This is a genomic window from Pseudomonas sp. PSE1(2024) (assembly GCF_050990555.1).
GTDB classification, from domain to species: Bacteria; Pseudomonadota; Gammaproteobacteria; order Pseudomonadales; family Pseudomonadaceae; genus Aquipseudomonas; species Aquipseudomonas aphyarum.
In genome coordinates this window covers 1042260-1066954 of record NZ_CP158967.1, presented here as the reverse complement: position 1 = coordinate 1066954, position 24695 = coordinate 1042260, and the positions used below count along the sequence as shown (strand labels likewise).

28 protein-coding genes are annotated in these 24695 nt (G+C 60.8%); 14 read left to right on the top strand and 14 right to left on the bottom strand.

Features of this window, described 5'->3' with window-relative positions; translation table 11 throughout:
- Nucleotides 1-460: 460 nt before the first annotated feature.
- The 5 genes from ABTV87_RS04645 to ABTV87_RS04625 all read right to left on the bottom strand — a co-directional run bounded on the left by ABTV87_RS04645 (nt 461) and on the right by ABTV87_RS04625 (nt 4404).
- Nucleotides 461-1372, bottom strand: coding sequence for an SDR family oxidoreductase (locus ABTV87_RS04645; RefSeq protein WP_007957229.1), 912 nt, complete (start codon nt 1370-1372; stop codon nt 461-463).
- Between the two features lie 152 nt (nt 1373-1524).
- A complete protein-coding gene (locus tag ABTV87_RS04640; protein WP_085608101.1) occupies nt 1525-2427 on the bottom strand; it encodes an alpha/beta fold hydrolase in 903 nt (300 codons plus the stop codon).
- Nucleotides 2427-3209, bottom strand: coding sequence for a class II aldolase/adducin family protein (locus tag ABTV87_RS04635; RefSeq protein WP_085608100.1), 783 nt, complete (start codon nt 3207-3209; stop codon nt 2427-2429). Before ABTV87_RS04635 ends, ABTV87_RS04640 begins: the two co-directional genes overlap by 1 nt.
- Before the next feature lie 132 nt (nt 3210-3341).
- Nucleotides 3342-4028 carry an LrgB family protein gene (locus tag ABTV87_RS04630; protein ID WP_221533410.1) on the bottom strand — a complete coding sequence of 229 codons (687 nt, stop codon included), beginning with the start codon at nt 4026-4028 and terminating at the stop codon, nt 3342-3344.
- Nucleotides 4018-4404 carry a CidA/LrgA family protein gene (locus ABTV87_RS04625; protein ID WP_433899053.1) on the bottom strand — a complete coding sequence of 129 codons (387 nt, stop codon included), beginning with the start codon at nt 4402-4404 and terminating at the stop codon, nt 4018-4020. Before ABTV87_RS04625 ends, ABTV87_RS04630 begins: the two co-directional genes overlap by 11 nt.
- A gap of 97 nt (nt 4405-4501) precedes the next feature.
- Between ABTV87_RS04625 and ABTV87_RS04620 the strand changes: the two genes are divergently transcribed.
- On the top strand, nt 4502-5389 hold the full coding sequence (locus ABTV87_RS04620; protein ID WP_433899052.1) for a LysR family transcriptional regulator: 888 nt from the start codon (nt 4502-4504) through the stop codon (nt 5387-5389).
- Here the strand turns inward: ABTV87_RS04620 and ABTV87_RS04615 are convergent.
- On the bottom strand, nt 5379-5834 hold the full coding sequence (locus ABTV87_RS04615; RefSeq protein ID WP_085746948.1) for a flavodoxin: 456 nt from the start codon (nt 5832-5834) through the stop codon (nt 5379-5381). The two genes, ABTV87_RS04620 and ABTV87_RS04615, sit on opposite strands and share 11 nt — an antisense overlap.
- Nucleotides 5835-5987: 153 nt before the next feature.
- On the opposite strand from ABTV87_RS04615, the gene ABTV87_RS04610 reads away from it, so the two are divergent.
- Nucleotides 5988-6464, top strand: coding sequence for a PAS domain-containing protein (locus ABTV87_RS04610; RefSeq protein WP_433899051.1), 477 nt, complete (start codon nt 5988-5990; stop codon nt 6462-6464).
- A 54-nt stretch (nt 6465-6518) separates the two neighbouring features.
- Nucleotides 6519-7124, top strand: a complete 606-nt coding sequence (locus ABTV87_RS04605) for a hypothetical protein (RefSeq protein WP_085608095.1) — start codon at nt 6519-6521, stop codon at nt 7122-7124.
- A 3-nt stretch (nt 7125-7127) separates the two neighbouring features.
- Here the strand turns inward: ABTV87_RS04605 and ABTV87_RS04600 are convergent, their stop codons facing one another.
- A complete protein-coding gene (locus ABTV87_RS04600; RefSeq protein WP_085608180.1) occupies nt 7128-8087 on the bottom strand; it encodes a MerR family transcriptional regulator in 960 nt (319 codons plus the stop codon).
- Between the two features lie 213 nt (nt 8088-8300).
- On the opposite strand from ABTV87_RS04600, the gene ABTV87_RS04595 reads away from it, so the two are divergent.
- The 6 genes from ABTV87_RS04595 (at nt 8301) to ABTV87_RS04570 (ending at nt 11288) form a co-directional block, all read left to right on the top strand.
- On the top strand, nt 8301-8870 hold the full coding sequence (locus ABTV87_RS04595) for an antibiotic biosynthesis monooxygenase (protein ID WP_085608094.1): 570 nt from the start codon (nt 8301-8303) through the stop codon (nt 8868-8870).
- 56 nt (nt 8871-8926) lie between these two features.
- The gene (gene folM / locus ABTV87_RS04590; RefSeq protein WP_085608093.1) at nt 8927-9637 is read left to right on the top strand and encodes a dihydromonapterin reductase; all 711 of its coding nucleotides are present in this window, start codon (nt 8927-8929) and stop codon (nt 9635-9637) included.
- A gap of 22 nt (nt 9638-9659) precedes the next feature.
- Nucleotides 9660-10220, top strand: a complete 561-nt coding sequence (gene folE / locus ABTV87_RS04585) for a GTP cyclohydrolase I FolE (RefSeq protein ID WP_007957209.1) — start codon at nt 9660-9662, stop codon at nt 10218-10220.
- Complete coding sequence (gene folX / locus ABTV87_RS04580; RefSeq protein WP_007957207.1) at nt 10221-10592, top strand: dihydroneopterin triphosphate 2'-epimerase; 372 nt, start codon at nt 10221-10223, stop codon at nt 10590-10592.
- 68 nt (nt 10593-10660) lie between these two features.
- On the top strand, nt 10661-10957 hold the full coding sequence (locus ABTV87_RS04575; RefSeq protein ID WP_085608092.1) for a DUF1244 domain-containing protein: 297 nt from the start codon (nt 10661-10663) through the stop codon (nt 10955-10957).
- Nucleotides 10950-11288 carry a HopJ type III effector protein gene (locus ABTV87_RS04570; RefSeq protein WP_011332495.1) on the top strand — a complete coding sequence of 113 codons (339 nt, stop codon included), beginning with the start codon at nt 10950-10952 and terminating at the stop codon, nt 11286-11288. The genes ABTV87_RS04575 and ABTV87_RS04570 overlap by 8 nt, the downstream gene beginning before the upstream one ends.
- A gap of 188 nt (nt 11289-11476) precedes the next feature.
- On the opposite strand, the gene trxB is transcribed toward ABTV87_RS04570, so the two are convergent.
- Entirely contained in the window at nt 11477-12439 is a 963-nt protein-coding gene (gene trxB / locus ABTV87_RS04565; protein ID WP_007957204.1) for a thioredoxin-disulfide reductase, read from the bottom strand.
- A gap of 310 nt (nt 12440-12749) precedes the next feature.
- Here trxB and cysZ point away from each other — a divergent pair, with 310 nt between their 5' ends.
- Nucleotides 12750-13502, top strand: a complete 753-nt coding sequence (gene cysZ / locus ABTV87_RS04560; RefSeq protein WP_221533403.1) for a sulfate transporter CysZ — start codon at nt 12750-12752, stop codon at nt 13500-13502.
- A 42-nt stretch (nt 13503-13544) separates the two neighbouring features.
- Nucleotides 13545-14765 carry a glycosyltransferase family 4 protein gene (locus ABTV87_RS04555; RefSeq protein WP_207985052.1) on the top strand — a complete coding sequence of 407 codons (1221 nt, stop codon included), beginning with the start codon at nt 13545-13547 and terminating at the stop codon, nt 14763-14765.
- Here ABTV87_RS04555 and ABTV87_RS04550 read toward each other — a convergent pair.
- The 3 genes from ABTV87_RS04550 to ABTV87_RS04540 all read right to left on the bottom strand — a co-directional run bounded on the left by ABTV87_RS04550 (nt 14734) and on the right by ABTV87_RS04540 (nt 17085).
- Nucleotides 14734-15837, bottom strand: coding sequence for an NADH:flavin oxidoreductase (locus ABTV87_RS04550; protein ID WP_064600676.1), 1104 nt, complete (start codon nt 15835-15837; stop codon nt 14734-14736). The genes ABTV87_RS04555 and ABTV87_RS04550 overlap by 32 nt on opposite strands.
- 157 nt (nt 15838-15994) lie before the next feature.
- Nucleotides 15995-16477, bottom strand: coding sequence for a glutathione peroxidase (locus tag ABTV87_RS04545; RefSeq protein WP_007959082.1), 483 nt, complete (start codon nt 16475-16477; stop codon nt 15995-15997).
- 122 nt (nt 16478-16599) lie between these two features.
- Nucleotides 16600-17085, bottom strand: a complete 486-nt coding sequence (locus ABTV87_RS04540; RefSeq protein ID WP_007959084.1) for an FKBP-type peptidyl-prolyl cis-trans isomerase — start codon at nt 17083-17085, stop codon at nt 16600-16602.
- Here ABTV87_RS04540 and ABTV87_RS04535 point away from each other — a divergent pair.
- The 3 genes from ABTV87_RS04535 to ABTV87_RS04525 are packed head-to-tail and all read left to right on the top strand — an operon-like array spanning nt 17084 to nt 20462.
- Nucleotides 17084-17392, top strand: a complete 309-nt coding sequence (locus ABTV87_RS04535) for a DUF3565 domain-containing protein (RefSeq protein ID WP_085608179.1) — start codon at nt 17084-17086, stop codon at nt 17390-17392. The genes ABTV87_RS04540 and ABTV87_RS04535 overlap by 2 nt on opposite strands.
- Before the next feature lie 60 nt (nt 17393-17452).
- On the top strand, nt 17453-19552 hold the full coding sequence (gene pta, locus ABTV87_RS04530; RefSeq protein WP_007959085.1) for a phosphate acetyltransferase: 2100 nt from the start codon (nt 17453-17455) through the stop codon (nt 19550-19552).
- 4 nt (nt 19553-19556) lie between these two features.
- Nucleotides 19557-20462 (top strand): acyltransferase, encoded by a 906-nt coding sequence (locus tag ABTV87_RS04525; protein WP_433899050.1) that lies wholly within the window; start codon nt 19557-19559, stop codon nt 20460-20462.
- Between the two features lie 468 nt (nt 20463-20930).
- Here ABTV87_RS04525 and cysN read toward each other — a convergent pair whose 3' ends face one another.
- The 3 genes from cysN to ABTV87_RS04510 all read right to left on the bottom strand — a co-directional run bounded on the left by cysN (nt 20931) and on the right by ABTV87_RS04510 (nt 24663).
- Nucleotides 20931-22829: a sulfate adenylyltransferase subunit CysN gene (cysN, locus tag ABTV87_RS04520; protein WP_085666894.1), complete on the bottom strand. Its 1899-nt coding sequence runs from the start codon at nt 22827-22829 to the stop codon at nt 20931-20933.
- A gap of 9 nt (nt 22830-22838) precedes the next feature.
- Nucleotides 22839-23756, bottom strand: a complete 918-nt coding sequence (cysD, locus tag ABTV87_RS04515) for a sulfate adenylyltransferase subunit CysD (protein ID WP_007953546.1) — start codon at nt 23754-23756, stop codon at nt 22839-22841.
- Between the two features lie 148 nt (nt 23757-23904).
- Nucleotides 23905-24663, bottom strand: a complete 759-nt coding sequence (locus ABTV87_RS04510) for a Nif3-like dinuclear metal center hexameric protein (RefSeq protein ID WP_085608085.1) — start codon at nt 24661-24663, stop codon at nt 23905-23907.
- Nucleotides 24664-24695 lie beyond the last annotated feature (32 nt).

Genomic DNA, 24695 nt, shown 5'->3' with positions numbered 1-24695 from the left:
CACGCTGTCGCTCGAAAGGATGAATCCCCGCCTGCGACAAGGCTTTGCGCCCGCCATGAACAGGCTGGATGCACCACTATCAACGCAACGGATAATGACGACCGCGGTGCGCGCCACTGTTACATGCCCCGTAACAGTGCATGTCCGGAATCGCTATTTTTCCCTGAGGCGCCAGCCCTTATTCTGAGCGGGCTTTCACGGCAGACCGCCAGCAAGCACGAAGTCCGCGACCGAGTCGTCGGCAATGATTTCTGATGGACCGAAGCGTTTTTCGATCCCTCGCCCCGGTGTTCACTGACGTTGATTTGTAGCTCCTTGATCCAACGTCTTACCTTGGCCGCTGCGTTTGCAGCGGCCTTTTTTATGGGCGATGTTTTGGCTGGAAGTCAGCGGCAGAGGCTCACGAAGCGAGCACTCAAAGGGGAAAGCAGGACTCGGGCAAGTCCTGCCGAAGATGGAATCAGAGCGAATACTTCTGCAGATTCCCCATCATTTCCTTCAGCGCCTCGATGTTGTCCTTCGGATGCGCCGCGCCTTCGAAATCACAGATCTGCTGCCAGTGCGCCGCGACGTCTTCCGGGGAAAACCCGACGCGAGGATCGAACCCGGCGCCCAGGCTGCGCTCCCAGCGCACCTTGCCCATCCAGCCGCCGCCGACCTCGAACAGGCCGGAAGTTTCCTGGCATTGTTCGCTGGCCAGGTACACCACCAGCGGGCTGACCAGTTCCGGTTTGAGTTGTTCGAACACTTGCGGCGGGATCAGGCCTTCGGTCATGCGCGTGCCGCCGGTAGGGGCGATGGCGTTGACCAGGATGTTGTTCTTGCGACCTTCAATGGCCAGGGTGCGGGTCAGGCCGTAGAGACCGAGTTTGGCCATGCCGTAGTTGGACTGGCCGAAGTTGCCATAGATGCCCGAGGTCGAAGCGGTGAAGATCACTCGCCCGTAGTTTTGCTCACGCATGTGCGGCCATGCGGCACGGGTCACCTTGTAGGCGCCTTCGACGTGGACGCGGTAGACCAGATCCCAATCGGCGTCTTCCATTTTGTGGAAGGTCTTGTCGCGCAGGATCCCGGCGTTGTTGACCACCACATCGACGCGGCCGAATACATCGAGCGCGTTCTGCACCAGTTTGTCGCCGTCGGTGACGGAATCATGGTTGGCCTCGGCGATGCCGCCGGCCTCACGGATTTCCGCTACCACGCGATCAGCGGCCGAAGCGTTGGCGCCTTCGCCCTGGGTCGAGCCGCCGAGGTCGTTGACCAGCACTTTGGCGCCCTGTTTGGCGAACAGCAAAGCGTGAGCGCGTCCCAGGCCACCACCGGCTCCGGTGACGATCACGACTTTATCTTCGAAACGCACAGACTCATTCATAGGGGCAACTCCAGCAGGCCTGAGGGACAGTGTCCCGGAGTGTCAGGCACGACGCGTTCGGTCACAACGAACACGGCTGGGGCTGAATGGTGCGCGATAAGGCTGGGGGATGATGAAAACGTGCCGAGGCGCCAGGCGCCTGCGGCACGAATTCAGGAACACGCCACCTTGCGCGGCGGCAACACGAAGTGATCGCGAAACTCGAGGTAGTGCTTGAGCACCTGCACCGGCGCTTCGGTTTGCGGGTAGTGTCCGATGCCCGGCAACAGCACGGTGTCAGCGTCGGGAATCAGCGCGCGATAACGCTCGACCATGTGCGCGCCGGAAATCGGATCGACTTCGCCATCGATCACCCGCAGCGGCACCTCGCCGCGCTGCATCGCCGCGACCCAGCGATCACGCTGAACCCGGCGCTCGGGAATGTAGTGAATCAGCTTGTGCATGACCCGCGGCCCGCGATTGCATTCGATCAGGCTCCAGAAATCATCCATCTCGCTTTCGCTGGGCCGGGTGTCAGGGCCGAAGATCTGCCGGAAATTTTTCACCAGCGCATCGCGAGTAAACGCCCGGCCAATCATCCAGCCCAACGGGCTGAGCAGCAGTTTTTGCGTCAGCAACGGCCGATGGGTTTCCGGGAACAGACCACCGTTGAGGAACACGCAACTGGCGACCTCGATCCGGTCTTCGTAATGCCGGGCCAGCAGTTCCTGGGCAACACTGTCGCCGTAATCGTGAGCCAGAATGTGCACCGGTTGCTCGACCTGCAGATGCGCCAGCAAGGCCTGTTGCAGATCGGCCTGCTCCAGCAGGCTGTAGGTGTGATTCAGGGGTTTGGCCGAGTCGCCGAAGCCGAGCATGTCGCAGGCAATCACCCGGTAGCGCTGGGACAGCGGCTGCCACAGGTAATGCCAGTCCCAACTGGCCGTCGGGAAACCATGGATCAGCAGCAGCGGTTCGCCCTGCCCGGCCGTCCAGTAGCGGATCGGCTGACCACGGAAGACAAACGTCTGGCTGCGTTTGCGCCATGCACTCAGAGGGATCTCGGCGAGAGGCATTAGAGTTTATACCCGGGGTCTTGTTTATCGAGTTTGCGCAGCAGCGCCGGCCAGGCCAGCGCGCCACCCATGCCTTGAGCACTTTTGGTGACGCCGGCGATCATCGCCTTGGCGCCCGCCAGAATCTGCGGTTCGATGGCGATCAGTTCGGCACCGCCAGTCTGCGCCATGACCTGGATGTCGCACGCACGCTGAAAGGTGAACATCATCAGGAACGTGTCAGCGATGGTGCCGCCACAGGTCAGCAGACCGTGGTTGTGCAGCATCAGGAAATTGCTGTCACCGAGATCCGCCTGCAACCGCGCTTTCTCTTCATGGTTGAGCGCCACACCTTCGTAGGCGTGAAAGGCCAGGCTCGACAGCACGAACAGCGATTGCTGACTGATCGGCAACACGCCCTGCTTCTGCGCCGATACAGCGACACCGGAGGCGGTGTGGGTGTGCAGCACGCAGGCCACGTCGTGCCGCACTTCGTGCACGGCGCTGTGGATGGTGTAGCCGGCGGGATTGATTTCGTAGGGGCTGTCCATGAGCTTGTTGCCGGCCTGGTCGACCTTCACCAGACTCGAGGCGGTAATCTCATGGAACATCAGGCCGAACGGGTTGATCAGGAAATCTTCGGTGCCGGGCACCTTGGCGGAAATGTGGGTGAAGATCAGATCGTCCCAGCCATGCAGCGCGACCAGACGATAACAGGCGGCCAGATCGACCCGGGTCTGCCATTCCGCGGCACTGACCTGGTCTTTGACACTCACGGACGAAGGGACGGGGGCTACGCTCACTGTATGCACCTCTGCGTTCTTATTGTTTTTGCGTGTGTCAGCAGTCTAGTCAGCCCCGGACGGTCGCGTAGTTGCATTGGCAGCCAGCTTGATGACTGAACGAGTCAGCTACGCAAACAGCTTGGATCCATGTCAAAGCAACGACGCCAACAAAGGTGCGGCGAACAGATTGAGCAGCCCCGTCAGCACCATCACCAGCCCCGCGACCGAGCCTTCTTCACCGCCCACTTCATGGGCCCGACTGACCCCGGCACCGTGCGCCCCGACGCCGAACAATGCACCTCGCGCCAAGGCACTGCGCAACGGCAGCCACTTGAGCAGCACGCCACCGAGCATCGCGCCGAACACACCGGTGAACATCACGAACACCGCTGTCAGTTCCGGCACGCCACCCAGGTCCTGCGCCAGCGGCATGGCGAACGGTGTGGTGATCGAACGCGGCACCAGCGACAGCGTCACCGAACTGTCCAGCGCCAGTGCTTTCGCGAGGCCGAACGAAGTGGCAATCGACGCGGCGCTGCCGGCCAGCATGCCCAGCAGCAACGCCGACCAATGGCGCACCAGCAATCGCCGCTGCTGCCAGATCGGCACTGCAAACGCCACGGTGACTGGGCCGAGCACCAGCATCAGCCAATGGGTGTTACTCGAATATTCGGCGTAAGCGGTGTGCAGCGGCACGGCAACCGCCAGCAGCAACGCGGGGACCAGAATCAGCGGCGACAACACGTAGCGCCCGGTCCGGCGATACAGCCAGCGACTGAACAGATAGGCCAGCAACGTAAACGCCAGCCAGAACATCGGCATCAGCTCAAGCTTCATGGGACCGCCTCAGGCGCACGGCCAGTTCCACGGTAAAAGCGGTCACCAGCATCACCATCAATGTGCTGGCCGCGATAACCAACAAGATCCGCCAGCCGTCATCGCGCAGCAATGCGCTGTAATCCAGCAGGCTCATCAGCGCCGGAATAAAGAACAGCAGCATCTCGGCCATCAACAACCCTGCGCCCATTTGCAACGCCGCCGGTTTGACCCAGCCGAACGCAAAACCCAGCAGCAACAGGGCCATGCCGATCACGCCGCCGGGAATCGGCCAGGCCAGCCACGCTGCGATCTGGCAGCCGAGCAGGTAGAGAGCAAGCAGGACGGCCAGTTCGGCCAGCAAGCGGGAGAGGTATTTAACGGTCGAGGCTTTCATCGGGGGGGGCTCCTTTCAGGTGCCTATTTTACGAACCCGACTGCCATCTCCGAAGCGAATTGTTAGACTCAAAGCCATTCCAATCTGGAATCAGGCCATGGAATTCAAACAGCTCAAAAGCTTTGTCGAAGTCATGCATCAGGGCGGCTTCACTCAAGCCGCGAAGACCCTGCACATCAGTCAGTCCGCCGTGAGCAAGCAGATCGCCCAGCTCGAACAGAGCCTCGGCACGCCTCTGCTCGAACGGCTGGGTTCGCAGATACGCCTGACCGCCGCCGGCAGCGTGGTGCTGCAACGGGCCGAAGGCATGCTGCGGTTGCGCAATGAATTGCTCAGCGAACTGGATGACCTCAGCCATCTGGCACGCGGCGAGTTGCGTCTCGGGTTGCCATTGCTCGGCAGCGATGCGTTGTTTGCCGGGCTGTTCGCCGAGTACCGACGGCGCTACCCGAACATCAGCGTGCAGTTGCTTGAAGGCGGCAGCCGCAATATCGAACAGGCGGTGCTCAGTGGGGAGCTGGAGTTGGGCGGCAGTCTGCTGCCGAAAGATCCGCAGTTCGACTTCCAGCCGTTCTGCGATGAACCGCTCGATGCGCTGCTACCGGTGGATCATCCACTGGCGGCAAAATCTGAAATCGGTCTGGAAGAGTTGGCCGAGACACCGTTTCTTTTGTATCAGCGCAGTTTCGTGCTCAACGATCGTTTGCTTCAGGCCTGCCAGCAGATGGGTTTCACCCCGAAGGAAGGCGGGCGCAGCGGGCAGGCGGATTTTCTCGCAGCGCTAGTGGCCGCCGGGCAAGGCGTGGTGTTGCTGCCCAGCGTGGTGGCGCGCGGTCTGGTGCGGCCAGGCGTTGTGCGCCTGACCCTGAACGCGCCGGAGTATTTGCGCTGGGATATCGCTTTCATCTGGCGCCGGGGTGCCTACCTTTCAAAGGCTGCACAGGCCTGGCTGGCGCTGTTGCGTGAACGCGGGATCAACCCTTGAGTGTCGCGATCAACTGTTCCAGCCAAGGCTCGGCGTCGGTTTCCGGGGTAACGCTTTCGCTGGCGTCGATGCGCAGCATGTCCTGCACTTCGCGCACACCCAGTTCGCCGAACAACTCGCGCAATTGCTCGCCGCCGCCGCAGAACGTGTCGCCGTAGCTCGCGTCACCCAAGGCGATCACGGCGCCAGGCAAACCACGCCAGGCCGCCGGCAATTGGTCGCGAATCGCCGAATACAACGGTTGCAGGTTGTCCGGCAGCTCACCCATGCCGGTGGTCGAAGTCACGCCGAGCAAGGCTTCAGGGCCGAACGCCTGGAGATCGGCAAGGCTGGCGCGGGCGTTGTAGAAGGTTTCAAAACCGGCGGCGTTCAACAGGCTCTGAGCGTGGCGAGCGACTTCTTCGGCCGTGCCGTACACCGAGCCGGAGAGGATGGCGACTTTCATCAATCTGATCCTGAAACTGAAAAAAAGAGCGGCGATAGTAACAGCCAGCGGCGCCCTGTTGCGATTGGCTCTCGATAAGCGCTGATGGCCAGTAGACAGCGCCGGTCGATCTTCTAGAATGCCTGCGGTCGATAACACTGAAGGGATTCATAGATGATCAATGCCAGTCTGCTGCAGATCGTGATCAACGCGTCGAACGACGGAATTGTGGTAGCGGAAAAGGAAGGCGAGCAGGACAACATCCTGATCTACGTGAATCCGGCCTTCGAAAAACTGACTGGCTACACCAGTGAAGAAATCCTCTATCAGGACTGTCGTTTCCTGCAGGCCGGGGATCGCGACCAGGCCAGTCTGGATGTGATTCGCAATGTTTTGAGAGAAGGCGGCTCATGCCGGGAAATCCTGCGTAACTACCGAAAGGACGGCACGCCGTTCTGGAACGAGCTGTCACTGTCGACGGTAAAAAATGCCGACGACGGACTGACCTATTTCGTGGGCGTGCAAAAGGACGTCACGGTTCAGGTCAAGGCGCAGCAGCGGGTTGTGCAACTGGAAGCTCAGGTTGCGGCACTGGAAGCAGAAATTGCTGCCTTGAAAGCGACGAACGGCGCAAACAAAACCGCGAACTAATTGTCATTAACTACAATCACCAATGACTTTGTAATTATTCATTTCGAGTTAGCCATGCAGCGTGACGCCCTCCTGACCCAGGATGAGCTGGATTTCATCCAGACCATGCAACACAACCCGCAACTCAATGTGCGGGATGCGACGTCGAGCCTGCTGGTCAATGGTGGTTCGCAGATCCGTGATCTGCTCACGCGTCTGGCGGCTCATGAGCAAGTCACGATCCAGGCCAACTTCGAAAACCAGCAGATGACTTTCCCGCTGCATCTGGTGGAAGACGAGTTCCACGCCCTGCACCTGCGCCTGGGCGTACCAAGCATCTATGAAGACGGGCCGATGGTGCGTCCATGGCGCCTGACTCTGGAAGAACCCGTGGCACTGGAAAATGCCAAGGGCCAGCCCGGTACGTTGTGGGTGCATGAGGTTTCGCACAAGGGTGTGCTGCTGGAAGTGCGCAACAAAACCAAACCGCCGAAGCACTTTGCGTTGTGGTTCAGCCCGTCAGGCTACGAGCGGATTTCCCTGCGCGGGACGTTCGAGCGGGAAACCGAAAACGGTTTTTATGCTTACGAGTTAAGCCAGAGCGATGCCGACGAAACCGAGCGTCTGCGCCAGTTCATCCTGCAACAGCATCGCCTGACCCACCCTGCCCTGCACACCTGATTCTCAGGTATCCAGCGTCCCCGCCAGGAACTGATTCATGCGCTGGCGCATGGTCGCCCCTTCGTTACCCAGACAGCCAACCGATGATCCGGCCAGGCTGTCCTGCGCCAGATCGGCAGCATCGCCTGCCAGCATCAACTGACAATCCAGACTCAAGGCCAGACGATTCAGACGTCGCGGCAGCTCTGCGGTCGGCGCATGATTGGAAAACAGCACCAGAGCCTGGGGCCTGGTCTTTTCGCACACCAGCGTCAGCTCATCGAACGGCTGGCCGGTGGTGAGCACACGAACGCCCGCGTCATTGCCGCTGAGAAACAGCGCCGCCACCAGCAATTCAAGCTCACGACATTGACCGGCCAGTGCGCTGACGATCACCTTGCGCGGTTGCGAGCCCCGCAGCACGACGATGCGCTGCAGCACCTTCGCTCGCAGAAAACCATCGAAGAACAGCCACTCGCTGGTCTGCCCGAACGCGTCCTGCCGTTGCAGCATTTGCAGCCACAGCGGCATCAGGATGTCCTGAAACACCACGGGCAACGCATAGGAGGAGAAAATCTGTCCGTAGACCCGGTCGAGCAACTGATCGTCGAAAGAGCTGACTGCCTGCCGGACCTGTTCCTGCCACTGGATATAGTCAGCCTGCACCAGATCATCGGGAATGAAGTGAGCCAGCACCTTCATCGGCTCGGTCTTGGCCAGGATTTTGCCGATCTTGCTCACGGCAACACCGCGATCGATCCAGTCGACGATACTGCGAACGCGCTCGATATCGGTCATTGAATACAGCCGGTGCCCACTTTCGGTGCGTGTCGGCTGGATCAAACCATAACGTCGCTCCCATGCGCGCAGCGTGACCGGGTTGACTCCGGTCAGGCGCGACACTTCTCGTATCGGGAAAAGTTCTTCGCGCTCCAGCGCAACAGATGCCTGCGAAGCAGGGCGAACGTCTGTAATGACAGGCATTTGGGCGGACACGTCCTTGTTGGCGAAGTTGGATCCCATTCTACTCCGGATGCCCCTCCCCGGTTCAACCGACAAAATGAGACGAAATTCTCTGGTTTTGTCACGATAATCAGGAATAATCCTTGCTTGTCGAAAAACGCAGCCCTCTACCCCGGCGCTGCGTCAGGCGAAGCTCCTACCCGGAGCGACGCAAATGCAATACGGAGATACACAATGTCTACTTCCCCCGTCACGCTGATGGTCGCGCGTCGTGTCGCCAATGGTCGTTATCAGGATCTGATCGCCTGGTTGCGCGAAGGCGAACAACTGGCCACCGACTTCCCCGGTTACCTCGGCTCCGGCGTACTGGCTCCGCCTCCCGGCGACGATGAATTCCAGATCATTTTCCGCTTCGTCGACGAACAGACCCTGCACGCCTGGGAACACTCGGCATCGCGCACTGCATGGCTGGCTCGTGGCAGCGATCTGTTTGCTCACCCGACGGAACATCGGGTCAGCGGAATCGAAGGCTGGTTCGGTGCAGCCGGCGTGCGTCCTCCACGCTGGAAGCAGGCCGTGGCGATCTGGCTGGCGTTCTTCCCGGTGTCGCTGCTGTTCAATTTCGTGCTGGGCCCGCTGCTCGCTGAAATGAGCCTGTTGCCGAGGGTCTTCATCAGCACGCTGTGCCTGACCCCGTTGATGGTCTATTTCTTCATTCCGCTGTCGACCCGCCTGCTGGCCGGCTGGCTCAACCCGGCGCCTGCGCGCCCACTGCCTGCCGCACCCTCCACGCAAAATCGCTGAAGCCGTCGCTCGCGTCGCTGTTATAGTTTTTGCTCTGACTTCGACGCGAGCCGTACATGACTTCTCCCACAGCTCCCATCCTCATCACCGGCGCCGGCCAGCGGGTCGGCCTGCATTGTGCGCAGCGTCTGCTGGAAGACGGTCATCGGGTGATCTTCACCTATCGCAGCGAACGACCGGGTGTGAAGGCATTGCGAGATCTGGGCGCCCACGGGCTGCACGCGGACTTTTCCAGCGAAGCCTCGATCCTCGCGTTCATCACCGAACTGAAGACCCACACCGACAGCCTGCGTGCCATCGTGCACAACGCCTCGGAGTGGCTGGCGGAAACCGGTAACGGCGAAGCCGAAGCCTTCAGCCGGATGTTCAACATTCACATGCTGGCGCCGTACCTGATCAACCTGCATTGCGCCGAATTACTGCAGCGTTCGAGTCCTGCCGACATCATCCACATCAGCGATGACGTCACCCGTAAGGGCAGCAGCAAACACATCGGCTATTGCGCCAGCAAGGCCGGGCTCGACAGTCTCACGCTGTCCTTCGCCGCGCGCTACGCGCCGTCAATCAAGGTCAACGGCATCGCGCCAGCCCTGCTATTGTTCAATCCCGACGACGACGCGGCGTACCGCGCCAAGGCGCTGGCCAAGTCCGCGCTGGGCATCGAACCCGGCAGCGAAGTGATTTATCAGAGCCTGCGTTATCTGCTCGACAACCCGTATGTCACCGGCACGACCCTGACCGTCAACGGCGGGCGGCACATCAAGTAATACGCCCCCGCGAGGATGCTCCATGACCCGTTCCCTGCCCGAGAATTACCGCGAGATCCTGATCGGTCTCGGTGAAAACCCCGACCGCGAAGGACTGCTCGACACGCCGGTGCGGGCGGCGAAGGCCATGCAGTATCTGTGTCACGGCTACGAACAGAGCGTCGACGAGATCGTCAATGGCGCGCTGTTTGCCTCCGACACCGACGAGATGATCATCGTCGCCGACATCGAGCTGTACTCGTTGTGCGAACATCACCTGCTGCCCTTCATCGGCAAGGCCCATGTGGCTTATATTCCGACGGGCAAGGTGCTGGGGTTGTCAAAGATCGCACGACTGGTGGACATGTTCGCCCGCCGCCTGCAGATCCAGGAAAACCTTACCCGCCAGATCGCCGAGGCGGTCCAGCAAGTCACCGATGCCGCCGGTGTCGCGGTGGTCATCGAAGCCCGACACATGTGCATGATGATGCGCGGTGTCGAGAAACAGAATTCGACCATGAACACCTCGGTCATGCTCGGCGCCTTCCGCGAGTCGAGCAACACCCGCCAGGAGTTCCTGCAATTGATTGGACGGAGCAAGTAAATGCCACAACTTCAACCGGGAATGGCGCGCATCCGGGTCAAGGATCTGCGCCTGCGCACCTTTATCGGGATCAACGAGGACGAAATCCTCAACAAGCAGGATGTGCTGATCAACCTGACCATCCTGTACGCCGCGCAGGAAGCGGTGCGTGACAACGACATCGACCACGCGCTGAACTACCGCACCATCACCAAGGCGATCATCGCCCATGTGGAAGGCAACCGTTTTGCGCTGCTCGAACGCCTGACCCAGGAGTTGCTGGATCTGGTGATGGCCAACGAATCGGTGCTGTACGCCGAAGTCGAAGTCGACAAGCCGCATGCCTTGCGTTTTGCCGAGTCGGTGTCGATCACCCTCGCCGCCAGCCGCTGAACGTGTCTGGCGCTCCGGGCGTCAGACTTTTATCATCCGCGCCACGATTTGACTGCACAGAGCCCATCATGACCGAGCAACAACGCCTCGAACTCGAAGCCGCCGCCTTCCGCCGGCTGGTCGCCCACCTGGACAGCCGCAAGGACGTGCAGAACATCGACCTGATGAACCTCGCCGGGTTCTGCCGCAACTGCCTGTCCAAGTGGTACAAGGCCGAGGCCGACGAGCGCCAGATCGAGGTCAGCCTCGACGATGCCCGTGAAGTGGTTTACGGCATGCCGTACGCCGACTGGAAAGCCCAATATCAGCAAGAAGCCAGCGCCGAACAACAAGCGGCGTTCGCCAAAGGAAAACCCAATGAGTGATCTGAACACCCTGCGCGCCAGCCTCAAGAGCGGCGAACACGTTTTTGCCGACACCCTGTCCTTCATCGCCGCCGGTTACGACTACCAGCCTCAGGCGTTCAACAACGGCGGCGTGGAAAACGCGGCCGGGCAGAACGAAGGTTCGTGCAAGACCCTGGGTCTGGCGCTGCTGGAAGGCTTGAGCGATGAAGAAGCGCTGCTGGCGTTCGGCGAACACTACCGCTCGGTCGTGGCAACCCCTGAAGGCAGCGATCACGGCAATATCCGTGCGCTGATCCAACACGGTCTGGCAGGCGTGAAATTCGAAGCGCAACCGCTGACCCGCCGCTGATTCTTCACGTCAGATCGTTCCCACGCTCCGCGTGGGAATGCAGCCGGGGACGCTCCGCGTCCCAAGGACGCAGAGCGTCCAGATGAGGCATTCCCACGCAGAGCGTGGGAACGATCACCGTCGTGGTGGCTGTGAATAACGGGCATGAAAAAACCGGCCAATTGGCCGGTTTTTTTGTACCTGCAATCTTAGAACGAAACGTTCTGCAGATCGTCCAGGTAACGCTCGGTGTCCAGTGCCGCCATACAACCGGCGCCGGCCGAGGTGATAGCCTGACGGTAAACGTGGTCGGCCACGTCGCCGGCGGCGAAGATGCCTTCGACGCTGGTCGCGGTGGCGTTGCCTTCACGGCCGCCCTGAACCACGAGGTAGCCGTCCTTCAGCTCCAGCTGACCTTCGAACAGCGAGGTGTTCGGGGTGTGGCCGATCGCGATGAACACGCCGTCGACCTTGATTTCGTCGAAGCTGCCATCGTTGTTCTTCAGACGCGCACCGGTCACGCCCATGTTGTCGCCCAGCACTTCGTCCAGGGTCGCGTTCAGTTTCAGTTCGATCTTGCCTTCGGCCACACGGGCGTTGAGCTTGTCGATCAGGATCTTCTCGGCGCGGAAGGTTTCGCGACGGTGGATCAGGGTGACCTTGCTGGCGATGTTGGCCAGGTACAGCGCTTCTTCGACAGCGGTGTTGCCGCCACCGACCACAGCCACCGGCTTGTTGCGATAGAAGAAACCGTCGCAGGTCGCGCAGGCCGAAACGCCTTTGCCCATGAACGCTTCTTCCGACGGCAGGCCCAGGTAACGAGCGCTGGCGCCGGTGGCGATGATCAGCGCGTCGCAGGTGTAGGTGCCGCTGTCGCCGGTCAGGCTGTATGGCTTGGAAGCGAAGTCCACAGCGTTGATGTGATCGAACACGATCTCGGTTTCAAAACGCTCGGCGTGCTCGCGCATGCGCTCCATCAGCACCGGGCCGGTCAGACCGTGGACGTCGCCCGGCCAGTTGTCGACTTCGGTGGTGGTGGTCAGTTGACCGCCGGCCTGCATGCCGGTGATCAGCAGCGGCTTGAGGTTGGCACGGGCAGCGTAGACGGCAGCGCTGTAACCGGCAGGGCCGGAACCGAGGATGATCACTCGCGAATGACGGACTTCAGACATGAACCTGCTCCTGTTGACCGGCCAAGACACCTGGCCGGACGCCGGACTGCCGGCGGGAATAAAAAAGGACTGTGGATAACCTTGGGGAAGGCGTGAGCTCGACAGTCCTGTAAAAAGTTGGGTGCAGCGTATCGAGGGGGGCAAGATTAAGGAAATACGGTTTAACAATCCAGCTCATAGGTGGTCTCTATGCCGACACACTGACGAGATGGACGTCTTTGTTACAGTGAATGTCGATCCCGCTGCCGCGCTTTCACAGGTTCTGCAAAGTCGGTAAGGTCGGCGCGTTTTCCCTTGCTCGGAGCACCTTATGCCCGCCCCTGTTCTGTCCGGCCCGCAATACCTGCGCGAAGGCCTCAAATTGGTCTTGAGCCCTGGCCTGCGCCTGTTCGTGCTGCTGCCGCTGGCCATCAACCTGGTGCTGTTCGTCGGATTGATCTATCTGGCCGGCCACCAGTTCAGCCTGTGGGTCGACACGCTGATGCCGTCGCTGCCCGAATGGCTGAGTTTTCTCAGCTACGTCCTGTGGCCGCTGTTCGTGGTGCTGGTGGCGTTGATGGTGTTCTTCACCTTCACCATGCTGGCCAACGTGATCGCCGCGCCGTTCAACGGTTTCCTCGCGGAAAAGGTTGAAGTGGTGGTGCGCGGCACCGACGACTTTCCGGCCTTCAGCTGGGGCGAACTGATCGCCATGATCCCGCGCACCCTGGCCCGGGAAATGCGCAAGCTCGGTTATTTCCTGCCCCGGGCGATCGGCCTGTTCATTCTCTCGTTCATCCCGGTGGTGAACATCGTCGCCGCGCCGCTGTGGCTGCTGTTCGGGGTGTGGATGATGGCGATCCAGTACATCGACTACCCGGCGGACAACCACAAGCTGGGCTGGAACGAGATGCTCGCCTGGCTGCGCCAGAAGCGCTGGCAGAGCATGAGCTTTGGCGGGATCGTTTATCTGGTGTTGCTGATTCCGGTGGTCAACATCCTGATGATGCCGGCCGCCGTGGCTGGCGCGACGCTGTTCTGGGTGCGTGAGCGCGGGGCCGAGAATCTGGTGACCCAACACTGAGGCCGCGTCACAAATCCATCATCCGAACGTCACAACCACGACATGGCCTCAGCCGACACTGAGGTCATGACGACAGCTCTACATATCACTCTCATCAGCGAAACCTTCCCACCGGAAATCAACGGCGTGGCCAACACCCTTGGCCGCTTGTGCGACGGTTTGCGCGCACGCGGGCATCGGGTTGAACTGGTGCGACCGCGTCAGGCTGACGATCCGCAGCGCACTGAAGACGACTCGCTGCTGTTGTGCCGGGGTTGGCCGTTGCCAGGTTATCCGGGGTTGCAATGGGGTCAGTCGTCGATGCACAAGTTGCTTCGGCGCTGGACGCGCCAGCGCCCGGACGTACTCTATATCGCCACCGAAGGGCCGCTCGGGCTGTCGGCTTTGCGCGCGGCACGGCGTCTGGGGATTGCCGTGGTCAGCGGCTTTCATACCAATTTTCAGCAATACACCCACCAGTACGGACTGGGTTTGCTGACGCGTTTGCTCACCCACTATCTGCGCTGGTTTCACAATCGTTCGGCCCTGACCCTGGTGCCGAGCGTCAGCCAACGCCTGGAGCTGGAGCGTCGGCACTTCGAACGCCTGGCGCTGCTGTCGCGGGGTGTCGACAGTCAGTTGTTCCACCCGGCCAAACGCCTGAACGCCTTGCGTGAGCAATGGGGTCTCGGCGAGCAGGACATTGCAGTCATTCACGTAGGACGCCTGGCGCCGGAGAAGAACCTCGGCCTGCTCAAGCGCAGTTTCGAGAAGCTCGCCGGCACTTATCCACAGCGCAACCTGAAGTTGATCGTGGTCGGCGACGGGCCGCAACGAATGGCACTGGAAAAGGAACTGCCCGAGGCGATTTTCTGCGGCTCGCAACGCGGCGAAGCACTGGCGGCGCACTATGCGTCGGGGGATGTGTTTCTGTTTCCGAGTCTGACCGAAACCTTCGGCAACGTCGTGCTCGAAGCGCTGGCCTCAGGCCTTGGGGTGGTGGCTTACGACCAGGCCGCTGCGGCCCAGCATATTCGCCATGGGTACAACGGCGTGCTGGCGATGCCCGGGGATGAAGAGGCGTTCTGCGAGGCAGCGGCATGGCTGCTGGAAGAAGACGAAAGGTTGCGCTGCGTACGCCTGAACGCACGCCAACACGCCAGCCGCCAGGGTTGGGCGGCTATCGTCGAACAGTTTGAAAATCATTTGCTGGGGGCTTGCCGCGACCTGCGCGACAAGCCACCCACGGCGATCAAACCAGCGTCATCAACGCCTCACGGCTGAAGGGCAGAATGTCCTGCTCGCGGCCTTCGCGCACTTTCTGCGCCCAGTCCGGATCGACCAGCAGCGCACGCCCCACCGCCACCAGATCGAACTCGTCGTTGTTCAGACGCTCCAGCAGTTTTTCCAGACTGGCCGGTTGCGCGACCTTGTCGGTGTTGACCATGAACTGCAGGAACTCGCCGTCGAGGCCGACACTACCAACGGTAATGGTCGGTTTGCCGGTCAGCTTGCGCGTCCAGCCGGCCAGGTTCAGGTCGGAACCGTCGAATTCCGGCTCCCAGAAACGGCGCGTCGAGCAGTGGAAAATGTCCACGCCAGCGTCGGACAACGGCTTGAGAAATTCGCCCAGCGCTTCGGCGGTTTGCACCAGACGCGCGGTGTAGTCCTGCTGTTTCCACTGCGAGAAGCGGAAGATGATCGGGAAGCCTTCGCCCACCGCCGCACGCACAGCCTGAATCAGCTCGATGGCGAAACGCGAACGGTTGGCCAGGCTGCCACCGTATTCGTCGGTGCGCTGGTTGCTGCCTTCCCAGAAGAACTGGTCGATCAGGTAACCGTGAGCGCCATGGATTTCCACGCCGTCCATGCCGATGCTCTGGGCATCTTTGGCGGCTTGGGCAAACGCCGCGATGACGTCCTGGATGTCCTGTTTGGTCATGCCGTGCACCACGACCTGACCGTCCTTGAGTTTTTCCGACGGGCCGTAACCCGGCACGCTCGCGTCCGGCTCGGTGCCCAGACGGCGCACGTTGCCGACGTGCCACAGTTGCGGAACGATCTTGCCGCCTTCTGCGTGCACCGCGTCCACGACTTTCTTCCAGCCGGCCAACGCCGCTTCACCGTAGAAGTGCGGCACGTTCGGGTAACCATTGGAAGCCTGGTGGCCAACGGTGGTGCCTTCAGTGATGATCAGGCCGACACCGGCCGCCGCGCGACGACGGTAGTACTCGATCACTTTGGAGTTGGGTACGCCGCCCGGGGAAAACGAACGGGTCATCGGCGCCATGACCACGCGGGTCGGCAGTTCGAGGGCACCGAGCTGGAACGGTTTGAACAGGGCTTGCACGGGCATGGGAGGCTCCACGAAAAATTGATCGACGGGCATGGGATTCATATGACGGCGATAATATGCAGAGTTCCAACCGTGTGATAGCACTATTGATCTGAATGATTAAGGGTCAAAAGGCAGGCGAAAAAAATCGCAGCTCGAAGGCTGCGATTTTTGTGTTTCAGCTCAGGGCTTTTTCAATCGCCGTAATCACCGAAGGATCATCCGGCGCCGTGCGCGGCGAGAATCGGGCCAGTACCCGACCGTCCTTGCCGAGCAGGAATTTCTCGAAATTCCAGGTGATGTCACCGGGAAACTCCGCGCCCTCGCCCGCCAGCAGACGGTAGAGCTGATGACGGTCGTGACCGTTGACTTCGAGCTTTTTCGACAACGGAAAACTCACGCCATAGTTGAGGCTGCAGAATTCCTGGATCTCCTGCTCACTGCCCGGTTCCTGACCGGCAAACTGGTTGCACGGCAGGCCCAGCACACTGAAGCCTTTGCCTTTGTATTGCTGATAAAGGTTTTCCAGCGCCGCGTACTGTGGGGTCAAGCCGCATTTGGAGGCGACGTTGACCACCAGCACGACTTGGCCCTTGAAGGGTGCCAGCGGTAGCTCCTGACCATCCAGGGCTGTCAACTTAAGGTCGTGAAAAGCACTCATGACGAACTCCAGATTCCCGTTTTCTACTCGAAACAGCCACTTGGCGAGGCCACCAAGGACAGCCGCGGACTAAAAAGGCGCCCTCGGGCGCCTCTCCAGTACTCGAAGCTTAGCGCAGAAAATCAGTGGTGATGGCCACCTTCGCCATGGACGTGACCATGAGCGATTTCTTCCTGGCTGGCGTCACGGATGGCAACGACCTTCACTTTGAAGTTCAGGCGCTGACCGGCCAGCGGGTGGTTGCCGTCGACAGTGACGTCGTCGCCGTCCAGGTCACGGATGGTGACGATCTGCATCTGGCCATCCGGCGCCGAAGCGTGGAACTGCATGCCGACTTCCAGCTCGTCAACGCCTTCGAACATGCTGCGGCTCAGGGTGCTGACCAGTTCAGCGGCGTATTCGCCGTAGGCATCTTCCGGCTCGACGGAAACGTCCAGCTCGTTGCCGACTTCTTTACCTTCCAGGGCTTTTTCCAGGCCCGGGATGATGTTGCCTGCGCCATGCAGGTAGACCAGCGGAGCGCCGCCGGCGGAGCTGTCGATGACCTCACCAGCGTCGTTGGTCAGGGTATAGTCGATGGAGACAGCCTTATTGGCGGCGATCAGCATGGGGCGAGACCTTTTGCATAAGAATGAAGAACGGACAAGTCTAAACAAGGATTTGCCCGAAAGCGAACAGAACCCGGACAGACGGGATCGATTGGCGCCCGTGACCGTCACCGGATTCCATCAGGACGAGGACGGCCACTGGGTCGCCGAGCTGTCCTGCGGCCACACCCAGCACCTGCGCCACCTCCCGCCCTGGCAGTCCCGGGCCTGGGTCCTGGACGCTGCGCAACGTATTGAAAAAATAGGCCAACCCTTTGCTTGCGGTTGGTGCGCTCAAGGCTCGGTTAGCGATAACCTTGACGACTGAAATTCGGCAGATCGGCACACAGAGACGATCGCCATTGCCATGCACCCTTAGAGAATCCGCATGCAAACTTTTTTTATCGCGCCCACCGACTTTGGTGTGGGTCTGACCTCCATCAGCCTCGGGCTGGTGCGTACGCTGGAGCGGGCCGGGCTGAAAGTCGGCTTCTTCAAACCGATTGCCCAGCCGCATCCGGGCGACACCGGCCCTGAGCGTTCAACCGAACTGGTGGCCCGCACCCACGGCCTGAAACCGCCGCAACCCTTGGGCCTGGCCCACGTCGAGCGGATGCTCGGCGATGGTCAGCTCGACGAGTTGCTCGAAGAAATCATCACCCTCTACCAGCAGGCCGCCATCGGCAAAGACGTGCTGGTCGTCGAAGGCATGGTGCCGACCCGCAGCGCCAGCTACGCCGCGCGGGTCAATCTGCACCTGGCCAAGAGCCTGGATGCCGAGGTGATTCTGGTCTCGGCCCCGGAAAACGAAGTGCTGACCGAACTGTCCGGCCGCGTCGAGTTGCAGGCGCAACTGTTCGGCGGACCGAAAGACCCGAAAGTCCTCGGCGTGATCCTCAACAAGGTCAAGACCGACGAAAGCATGGACGCCTTCGCCGCGCGCCTGAAAGAGCATTCGCCGTTGCTGCGCACCGGTGATTTCCGCCTGCTCGGCTGCATTCCGTTCCAGCCCGAACTCAACGCCCCGCGCACCCGCGACGTCGCCGACCTGATGGGCGCCCAGGTGCTCAACGCCGGCGACTACGAAACCCGGCGCATGACCAAGACCATCATTTGCGCGCGCACCATGCGCAACACCGTGGACCTGCTCAAGCCCGGCGTGCTGGTGGTGACCCCCGGCGATCGCGACGACATCATCCTCGCCGTCAGCCTCGCGGCCATCAACGGCGTACCGCTGGCCGGCCTGCTGCTGACCAGCGACACGCTGCCCGATCCGCGCATCATGGACCTGTGCCGTGGCGCCTTGCAGGCTGGCTTGCCGGTGCTGTCGGTGAGCACCGGCTCCTACGACACCGCCAACCTGCTCAACGGCCTGAACAAGGAAATTCCCGTCGACGACCGCGAGCGCGCGGAGATCATCACCGATTTCGTCGCCAGTCATCTGGATGCCAACTGGCTGCACCAGCGCTGCGGCACGCCACGGGAAATGCGCCTGTCGCCGGCGGTGTTCCGTTATCAATTGATTCAACGCGCCCAGGCCGCCAACAAACGCATCGTCCTGCCCGAAGGCAGCGAGCCGTTCACCGTGCAAGCGGCGGCGATCTGTCAGGAGCGCGGGATTGCCCGTTGCGTGTTGCTGGCCAAACCGGCAGACGTCGAAGCCGTCGCCCGTGCCCAGGGCATCGTCCTGCCGCCGGGGCTGGAAATCCTCGATCCGGATCTGATCCGCGAACGCTACGTCGAACCGATGGTCGCCCTGCGCAAGAGCAAAAGCCTCAACGCGCCGATGGCCGAGCAGCAACTGGAAGACACTGTGGTGATCGGCACCATGATGCTGGCGCTGGATGAAGTCGACGGTCTGGTCTCCGGCATCATCAACACCACCGCCAACACCATCCGCCCTGCGCTTCAGCTGATCAAGACGGCGCCGGGCTGCACGCTGGTGTCGTCGGTGTTCTTCATGCTGTTTCCCGAGGAAGTACTGGTCTACGGCGACTGCGTGATGAACCCGCACCCGAGCGCCAGCGAACTGGCGGAGATCGCCCTGCAAAGCGCCGACTCGGCCGCCGCATTCGGCATCACCCCACGCGTGGCGATGATCAGCTACTCCAGCGGCGAATCGGCCACCGGCGAGGAAGTCGAAAAAGTCCGCGAAGCCACCCTGCTCGCCCACGAACAACAGCACTCGCTACTGATCGACGGCCCGTTGCAATACGACGCCGCCGCCAACGAAACCGTCGCCCGGCAACTGGCGCCGAACAGCCAGGTGGCCGGTCGCGCCACGGTGTTCGTATTCCCCGACCTCAACACCGGCAACACCACCCACAAAGCCGTGCAGCGCAGCGCCGATTGCGTCAGCCTCGGCCCGATGCTGCAAGGCCTGCGCAAACCGGTGAACGATCTGCCGCGCGGCGCGCAGGTCGACGACATCGTCTACACCATCGCCCTGACCGCGATTCAGGCTGCCAACCGACCTCTGGATATCTGACCCGATGCTGGCTTTCCTCCCTGCCACCCTGCGCGGCGTGATCGCCGCGCTGCTGCTGGCGCTGAACACGATCCTGCTGTGCTCGTTCCTGTTTCTTGTGGCGCTGATTAAAGTGCTGCCGTTCGACCTCGCACGCCGCGCCTCGCGCTGGCTGATGAGCCACACCCACGAAGCCTGGATCAGCAACAACAAAGGCTGGATGAACCTGGTCCGCCGCACCCGCTGGCACCTCAGCGGCCTGCAAGGCCTGGACTATCAACACTCGTACCTGATCACCAGCAACCACCAGAGCTGGGTCGACATTCTGGTACTGCAATACGTACTCAACCGACGCATTCAGCCGCTGAAGTTCTTCCTCAAACAGGAACTGATCTGGGTGCCAGTCATCGGCCTGGCGTGGTGGACCCTGGGCTTCCCGTTCATGAAACGCTATTCAAAAGCCTATCTGGAAAAACACCCGGAAAAGAAAGGCAAAGACCTCGAAACCACCCGCAAGACCTGCGCGAAATTCCGCGACAACCCGGTAGGCATCTTCAACTTCGTCGAAGGCACACGCTTCACCGAAGGCAAACACGCGCAGCAGCAATCACCGTTCAAATACCTGCTCAAGCCCAAGGCCGGCGGCATTGCCTTCGTACTGGATGCGATGGGCGAACAGCTGGAATCGATCGTCAACGTCACCATCCACTACCCCGGCGGACGCCCTGGCTTCTGGGACCTGCTGTGCGGCAACGTCCGAGACGTAGTAGTGCACTTCGAAGAACTGAAAATCCCGCCGCAGTTCATCGGCAAAAACTACGACCAGAACGGCGAATACCGCCTGCAATTCCAGGGCTGGATCAACCAGCTGTGGCAAGACAAGGATGCGCTGCTCGAGCAGATGCACCGCGAATATCCCAACCGACGCTGATCTTCCGTGTGGGAGCGCCTGACGGTGGTTGGCTGTCAGGTGCTCCCCCGGAAGAGCAAAGCCCCCCTTCCCGCACCTGCTCTTCACCACTCAACACAATGAGCGTTAGCTCGAGTACCGCTCTTGACGTGCCGGCCCCTTCGGCCGGCTGAGTGGAGGGATTTATCCGGGGGTGGGAGCGCAGCGACCGTGCGGCGAAGCCGCATGCATCGAGAGGAGGTGCAGCGAAGCAAACCGTAGGCGATGCCCCCGGATGAATCCCGGAACGAAGGAACACCGAGCCAAAGCGAGGTGCCGAACGCCGGGGCCCAGCCTTTTGGTTACTTTTTGGCGTTTGAAAAAGTGACCCGCTGTAAGAGCGGAACCGCCAGCAGCAACACCCGCAGAAACGGATATTCACCCCAAACAACTCAAAAAAAAACCGCCGATAATCACTCATCGGCGGGCTTTTTCATTCGCAGCTAACGCTTAAATCGCGCCACGCTTACGCAACAGATCCAACACCTGCTTCACACTTTCATCCAGCGACAACGACTGGGTATCAATCACCAGATCAGCATCCAGCGGCACGTCATACGGGAACGACTCACCCGGAATGTTATCGCCACCCGCAGCATACAACCCTTGCGGATCACGCTCGGCGCAAACAGTCGGCGAAGCCTGAACATAAACCGTCAGCAAACGCTCCTTGCCAATCAGATCCTTCGCCTGCTCACGACCTTCAGCACTCGGCGCCACAAACGCCGCAAGCGTCAGCAGACCCGCCTCGTTGAACTGACGCGCCACATGCGCGGCACGACGCCAGTTCTCGGTGCGACCCGCGCGATCCTGCGGCAGCCCCTTGTTGAGGTCATGACGCAAATTCTGACCATCCAGCACAAACACCGCACGCCCCAGATCGAACAGCTTGCGCTCGACTGCATACGCCAAGGTGCTCTTGCCCGCGCCGGACAGGCCGCTGAACAGCACGGTAGCCGGTTGCTGACCGAAACGCTGAGCGCGCTCTTCGGTCGCTACATGGGCCAGTTTGCCGTGATGCGTAGCCGTACCGTGGGTCACCGGCTGAGCGACGATCATGCCGGCGCCGACGGTGCCGTTGGTCAAACGGTCAATGACGATGAACGCGCCAGTGGTGCGGTTGCTGTCGTAACCGTCGAGGGCGATCGGCGCGTCGAGCGCGATCTTCACCTTGCCGATTTCGTTGAGCTGCAACGCGCTCGCCGGGCCTTCTTCGAGGGTGTTGACGTCGACCTTGTTGACGATGCTGGCAATCGAGCCCGGCACGTAACTGGTGGCGCGCTTGATGTCGTATTTCTTGCCCGGCAGCATCGGCTCTTCAGCCATCCACACCAGCATCGCTTCGAAGCTGTCGGTCACTGGCGGAACGTTGTCGGCATGGACCAGCAGGTCGCCACGGGAGATGTCGATTTCGTCTTCCATGGTCAGCGTTACCGCCTGACCCGGGCCTGCGTGTTCCAGCTCACCTTCGAAAGTGACGATGGATTTCACGCGGCTGCTCTTGCCCGACGGCAGGACCACGACTTCGTCGCCCTTCTTGACGATGCCGCTGGCCAGGGTGCCGGCGAAACCGCGGAAATTCAGGTTCGGACGGTTGACGTACTGCACCGGGAAACGCAGATCGGTGAAGTTGCGATCGCCCGCCACTTCCACGGTCTCGAGAATTTCCATCAGCGACTGGCCGGTGTACCACGGCGAGCGCTCGGACTTGTTCACCACGTTGTCGCCCTTCAGAGCGGACATCGGCACGAAGTGCATGCTCGTCGGCTTCATCTTCAAGCCTTCGGCGAACTTCAGGTAGTCGGCCTTGATCGACTCGAACACGCCCTGATCGAAGCCTTTGAGGTCCATCTTGTTGATGGCGACAACGATGTGCTTGATGCCCAGCAGGGATGCGATAAAGCTGTGGCGGCGGGTCTGGGTCTGCACGCCGTAACGGGCGTCGACCAGGATGATCGCCAGGTCACAGGTGGACGCACCGGTGGCCATGTTGCGGGTGTACTGCTCATGGCCGGGGGTGTCGGCGATGATGAATTTGCGCTTGGCGGTGGAGAAATAGCGGTAGGCGACATCGATGGTGATGCCCTGCTCGCGCTCGGCCTGCAGGCCGTCGACCAGCAATGCCAGGTCGATGTCGTCACCGGTGGTGCCGACTTTCTTCGAATCGCGGGTGATGGCTTCGAGGTGATCTTCGTAGATCATCTTTGAGTCGTGCAGCAGGCGCCCGATCAGGGTGCTCTTGCCGTCATCGACGTTACCGCAGGTCAAAAAGCGCAGCAGCTCTTTACGTTCGTGCTGGCCCAGGTAGGCGAGGATGTCCTCGCTGATCAAATCAGATGCGTGCGACATGACAACCCCTTAGAAATAACCCTGACGTTTCTTGTCTTCCATCGAGCCTGCGCCATCGTGGTCGATGACCCGGCCCTGGCGCTCGGAAGTTCGCGTCAGGAGCATTTCCTGAATGATGTCCGTCAGGCTTTCGGCCTCGGACTCCACCGCGCCCGTCAACGGGTAGCAGCCAAGGGTACGGAAACGCACTTTCTTTTTGACGATGCGCGCCTTGTCCTCGTCGGACAGGTGCTCGAGGATGCGCTCGTCGTCGATCATGATCAGCGTGCCGTTCTTCTCGATCACTTCGCGTTCAGCCGCGAAGTACAGCGGTACGATCGGGATGCCTTCGAGGTAGATGTACTGCCAGATGTCCAGCTCGGTCCAGTTCGACAACGGGAACACACGAATGGATTCGCCCTTGTTGACCTTGCCGTTGTAGACGTTCCACAGCTCCGGACGCTGGTTCTTCGGGTCCCAGCGGTGTTTGCTGTCACGGAACGAGTAGACGCGCTCCTTGGCGCGGGACTTCTCTTCATCGCGACGGGCACCGCCGAAAGCGGCGTCGAAACCATGCTTGTCGAGCGCCTGCTTCAGGCCCTCGGTTTTCATGATGTCGGTGTGCTTGGCGCTGCCGTGGGTGAACGGGTTGATGCCCTGCGCAACGCCATCCGGGTTGACGTGGGTGATCAGGTCCAGGCCCAGTTCTTCGACCATCTTGTCGCGGAACTTGTACATCTCCTGGAATTTCCAGCGGGTGTCGACGTGCATCACCGGAAACGGCAGTTTGCCCGGGAAGAACGCCTTGCGTGCCAGATGCAGCATCACGGCGGAGTCTTTACCGATGGAGTACAGCATCACCGGGTTGTCGAACTCGGCGGCCACCTCGCGGATGATGTGGATGCTTTCCGCCTCCAGCTGTTTCAGATGCGTCAGTTTGTCGACCATGGCTACTCACGAAAGCTTTCTTATGAACGGCCAGCGGGCCGTGTTCGAGCGAGGAATCCTAGCACAGCGACCTCTTCTAATCAGGACGCCAACTAGATCGAAAGGGTATATGAATATGCCCGCCCGTTCGGGTGCTTTCAGGCAAAAGTCAGATCGGATTCGGGCAGTCGATGAAGATGTGCTCAAGGGCAAAACGCTTCGCCAGATAGTCGCCCAGCGCCTGTACGCCATAGCGTTCGGTGGCGTGGTGGCCGGCGGCGATGAAGCTGATGTCGTTTTCACGGGCGCTGTGGAACGTCTGCTCGGAGGCTTCGCCGCTGAGGAACAGATCGACGCCGGCGGCGATGGCGTTGTCGATGTAACCCTGACCGCCACCGGTGCACCAGCCGACCCGGCGGATCATCGCGCTGCCTTCGACCAGCAGTGGCTCGCGGCCCATGACTTCCTGCACTTTGCGGGCGAAGTCACGCGGGGTCATCGGCTCGCTCAGCGAACCGACCAGACCGACAATCTTAAGATTGTCCGGATCCAGCGGCCCTTCGACGGTGATTTCCAGCTGACGGGCCAGTTGCACGTTGTTGCCGACGTCCGGGTGCAGATCCAGCGGCAGGTGATAACCGAGCAGACTGATATCGTGCTTGAGCAGCGTCTTCAGACGGCGCTGCTTCATGCCGGTGATGCACGGGTTCTCGCCCTTCCAGAAATAACCGTGATGCACCAGCACCAGATCGGCTTCGGCCTCGACAGCGGCATCGAGCAGCGCCTGGCTGGCGGTGACGCCGCTGACGATGCGCATCACCTGCGGACGGCCTTCGACCTGCAGGCCGTTGGGGCAATAATCGGCAATTTTCGCACTGCCGAGGTAACGGTCGGCTTCTTCGACCAGGGTGCTCAGGGCGACGGCCATGAAAGACTCCTAAATATCCCGTTCAGAGGCAC